General features: G+C 74.0%; 3 protein-coding genes. 2 read left to right on the forward strand and 1 reads right to left on the reverse strand.

The features are described 5' to 3' along the window. Positions 1-74: 74 nt before the first annotated feature. Complete coding sequence (locus tag DBR36_RS07385; protein WP_108318239.1) at positions 75-1,625, reverse strand: AlkA N-terminal domain-containing protein; 1,551 nt, start codon at positions 1,623-1,625, stop codon at positions 75-77. A 253-nt stretch (positions 1,626-1,878) separates the two neighbouring features. Here DBR36_RS07385 and DBR36_RS07390 point away from each other — a divergent pair, with 253 nt between their 5' ends. Both DBR36_RS07390 and DBR36_RS07395 read left to right on the forward strand, forming a co-directional pair. Then, positions 1,879-3,306 carry an NAD(P)/FAD-dependent oxidoreductase gene (locus tag DBR36_RS07390; RefSeq protein ID WP_108318240.1) on the forward strand — a complete coding sequence of 476 codons (1,428 nt, stop codon included), beginning with the start codon at positions 1,879-1,881 and terminating at the stop codon, positions 3,304-3,306. Positions 3,307-3,416: 110 nt separating this feature from the next. Continuing rightward, positions 3,417-3,935 carry a DUF1697 domain-containing protein gene (locus DBR36_RS07395; RefSeq protein WP_108318241.1) on the forward strand — a complete coding sequence of 173 codons (519 nt, stop codon included), beginning with the start codon at positions 3,417-3,419 and terminating at the stop codon, positions 3,933-3,935. Positions 3,936-4,005 lie beyond the last annotated feature (70 nt).

Below are 4,005 nucleotides of genomic sequence, written 5' to 3' on the forward strand. Positions count from 1 at the left end.
GGAGAGGATCGCGAAGCCGCCGTCGGGGGTGTCGACGATCTGCAGGGTCGCCGTGCGGGGCGGGGGGATGGTGGTCATGCGGGCATCTCGCTCTCGGGAGGACGGACGGGACGGGCGGCGGCGGGCGATCGCCAGGCCTGCGTGACGGGGGCGGCGTACCAGTAGTGCGCCATCGCGTAGCTGCGCCACGGGGCGAGGCGTTCGGACCAGGCGGTGAAGCCGGCCGGGTCGGAGGGCAGCCCGAGGGCGGCGGCGCCCGCGCGGGCAGCGACGTCGCCGGGGAGCAGCACATCGGGATGGCCGAGCACGCGCATGCGCACGTAGTCGGCCGTCCACGGCCCGATCCCGCGCATCGCGAGAAGACGTTCGCGCTGCTCGACGCGGTCGTCGCCGGGCCCGAGTGTCAGCGACCCGTCGGCGAGGGCCGCCGCGGCCTCGACGATCGCCCGCATGCGCGCGGCGGGTCCGCGCAGCACCTCGAGACCGCGCTCGGCGATCACGGCCGGCGGGGGGAACAGGATCGAGGGTGCGGGACCGATGTCGACGCTCTCGCCGAGCTCGGCGGCGAGGCGCCCCTGCATCGTGCGCGCGGACGCCACGCTGATCTGCTGGCCGATCATGGCGCGCAGCAGCATCTCGTCGGGGTCGACGGCACCCGGCACCCGCACGCCGGGGATCGCCGCGACCGCCGGGGCGAGCTCGGGGTGCTGCGCCAGCGCCTCGTCGACCGCGAGCGGGTCGGCATCGAGGTCGAACAGGCGCCGCACGCGCGAGATGAGCGTGCCGAGGTCGGCGAGCGTGGAGAGACGGGCGCGCAGCCGGAGTCGACCGTCGTCGGCGAGCCGCACCTCGAACCACACGGGCCCGCCGGGCAGGCGCACGACCCGCGAGAAGGAGCGGTCGTCGCCCGCCTCGACGCCCGGGATGGCGTGCGCCCGCATCCACCCGAACAGGCCGACCGTGTCGATGGGGCCGCGCACGGGAAGCGCCAGGTCGATCTCTCCGGCGGACGCCTCGCCGTGCGCGCTCGAGGGTCGGCGCGCGCGCAGGGCGCTGGGGGGCATGCCGAAGACCTCGCCGATGGTCTCGGTGAACTGGCGGATGCTCGAGAACCCGGACGAGAACGCCACGTCGGCGGACGACAGGTCGGTGCCCACGAGCAGCGCTCGGGCCGTGTGCGCCCGGTGCGCGCGCGCGAGGGCGAGCGGACCCGCCCCCAGCTCGGCGGCCAGGACGCGGGTGAGGTGACGCGAGGAGTACCCCAGCCGGCTCGCGAGCCCCGGGACCCCCTCGCGATCGACGACCCCATCGGCGATCAACCGCATCGCCCGCGCGGCGACGTCGGAGCGCACGTCCCACATCGGCGACCCGGGGGCCGCCTCGGGCAGACACCTCTTGCAGGCGCGGTACCCCGCCTCGTGCGCGGCCGCCGAGGTGGCGTAGAAGGTGACGTTCTGCTCGAGGGGCGTCCGCGCCGGACAACTGGGACGGCAGTAGATGCGCGTCGAGCGCACCGCGGTGACGAACTGCCCGTCGAAGCGCCGATCGCGCGACTGGATCACCCGGTAGCGCTCGGTGAAGCCGGGTGCCAGCGGGCCGGTTCCGGCGTCGGCGGTGGGGGTCATGGCATCCACCCTGCCACCCACCGCCGACATCGGCTGGCGGAAATCGGACACGGCCGTGGGACGACCGCGCGGCGCGGGCGTCGGCACCGCGATCCTCGGCGGAGGCCTCCGGGGCCGGCGGGCGCCGGTGCACGGATGCCCGCGACCGGAGCCACCGGAACGCCTCCGCTCGACGGCGGTCTGCGCTCGGGTGCGTCCGCGATCCTTCCGCAACCCCCGCGCGATGTCGGACACCCTGAGTAGCGTGAGCCGCATGAGCGAACGCGAATACGACCTCATCGTCATCGGAGCGGGGCCTGTCGGCGAGAACGTCGCCGACCGCGCCGTGCAGGCGGGCCTGACCGCCGCCATCGTCGAGTCCGAGCTCATCGGCGGCGAGTGCTCGTACTGGGCGTGCATGCCGTCCAAGGCCCTGCTGCGCAGCGCCGCCGCGTTGCGCGCCGCGCGCGACATCGACGGGGCGAAGCAGGCGGTGACCGGCGACCTCGACGTCGCCGCCGTCCTGCGCCGCCGCGACAGCATGACCAGCAACTACGACGACTCGGGCCAGGTGCAGTGGCTGCAGGGCGCGGGCATCGACCTCGTGCGCGGCCACGGCACACTCACGGGCGAGAAGACGGTGCGCGTCACCGCCGCCGACGGCTCGACCACCGACCTCGTCGCCCGACACGCGGTCGCCGTCTGCACCGGGTCGGCCGCCCTTCTGCCCGACATCCCGGGCCTCGCCGACATCGCCCCCTGGACCAGTCGCGAGGCCACCGCGGTCGAGCAGGTGCCGGCGTCGCTCGCCATACTCGGCGGGGGCGTCGTGGGCGCCGAGATGGCCACGGCGTTCCAGAGCCTCGGCACCGACGTCACGATCATCGCCCGCTCGGGCCTGCTCGGCGGCAACGAGCCGTTCGCCGGAGAGCTCGTGGCATCCGCCCTGCGCGACCGCGGCGTCACCGTGAAGCTGGGCGCCGACACCACCGCGGCGCGCCGCGACGACGACGGCCGCGCCGTGCTCGAGCTGTCGGACGGCACGACGGTGACGGCCGACGAGGTGCTCGTTGCGGTCGGCCGCACGCCCCGCACGCAGGACCTCGGACTGGATGCCGTGGGCCTCACCCCCGGCGACTGGATCGACGTCGACGACACCCTGCGCGTGCGCGGCTCCGACTGGTTGTACGCCGTGGGCGACGTCAACCACCGCGCGCTGCTCACGCACCAGGGCAAGTATCAGGCCCGCGCGGCGGGCGACGTCATCGCCGCACGCGCACGGGGCGCCGAGATCGACGACACACCGTGGGGAGCACACGTCGCCACCGCCGATCACGACGCCGTTCCCCAGGTGACCTTCACCGACCCCGAGGTCGCCTCGGTCGGCCTCACCGCGAAGAAGGCCGAAGAGCAGGGTCTGAACGTCAAGGTGCTCGACTACGACCTCGCGAGCATCGCCGGGTCGAGCGAGCAGTCCGACGCCTACGTCGGTCAGGCACGGGCGATCGTCGACCTCGACCGGCACGTGCTCGTCGGTGCGACGTTCGTCGGCCCCGACATCGCCGAGCTGCTGCACTCCGCGACGATCGCGATCGTCGGCGAGGTGCCCGTCAAGCGCCTGTGGCATGCGGTGCCGTCGTACCCGACGGTCAGCGAGGTGTGGCTGCGCCTGCTCGAGACGCTGGGCCGCGACTCGGCGTGAGTGCGCGGCGCGCACGGACCTCTCCTGAGCGCCGTGGCGTGTCCGTCCTCTTTCGCCTGAGGCGTCGTTCCCCCCGTCCGGTCGGGACGTACACGGCGTAGGGTCGCACCATGTCACGCTCCGTCGCGCTGATCCGCGGGGTCGGCGGGCCCACGGCCCTGAAGATGGTCGCGCTGCGCGAGGTCCTGGCATCCGCGGGTCTGGGCGAGGTCGAGACACTGCAGGTCGCCGGAAACGTCGTTCTCGACGACGGGGGACGCTCTCCCGAACACATTGCCGGGCTCGTGCGCGACGCCGTCCGCGAGGCCTTCGGCTTCGACCTGCCCGTCATCGTGCGCACCCACGCCGAGCTCGCCGCTGCGCACGCGCGGAACCCCTTCGCCGACGCCACCGAGGGGCGATGGGTGCAGACGGTGTTCCTCGCCGAGCCCGCCCGGAACGCGGTGCTCGAGCTCCCCGCCGACGCGCCGGAAGAAGCCGTGGTCGACGGCCGTGAAGTGTTCGTGCGTTACCCCGAGGGCATCGGCGGGTCCAGGGTGCAGGCGGGCTACATCGAGAAGCGACTCGGCGTCGTCGGCACCGCGCGCAACGCCAACACCGTCGCGAAGCTCATCGCGATGAGCGCGTGACGAGCGCCCGACGCCGCCGCAGCCGGTCGCGCGTCGAGCGCTCCGTCAGCTCGCATTCCTCGCCCCACCC

This window comes from Microbacterium sp. HMWF026, from assembly GCF_003061325.1.
GTDB classification, from domain to species: Bacteria; Actinomycetota; Actinomycetes; order Actinomycetales; family Microbacteriaceae; genus Microbacterium; species Microbacterium testaceum_E.

What these genes read in the sequence shown, in the direction of transcription:
- DBR36_RS07385 (WP_108318239.1), bottom strand. Translation starts at nt 1,625, where the DNA reads ATGACCCCCACCGCCGACGCCGGAACCGGCCCGCTGGCACCCGGCTTC.
- DBR36_RS07390 (WP_108318240.1), top strand. Translation starts at nt 1,879, where the DNA reads ATGAGCGAACGCGAATACGACCTCATCGTCATCGGAGCGGGGCCTGTC.
- DBR36_RS07395 (WP_108318241.1), top strand. Translation starts at nt 3,417, where the DNA reads ATGTCACGCTCCGTCGCGCTGATCCGCGGGGTCGGCGGGCCCACGGCC.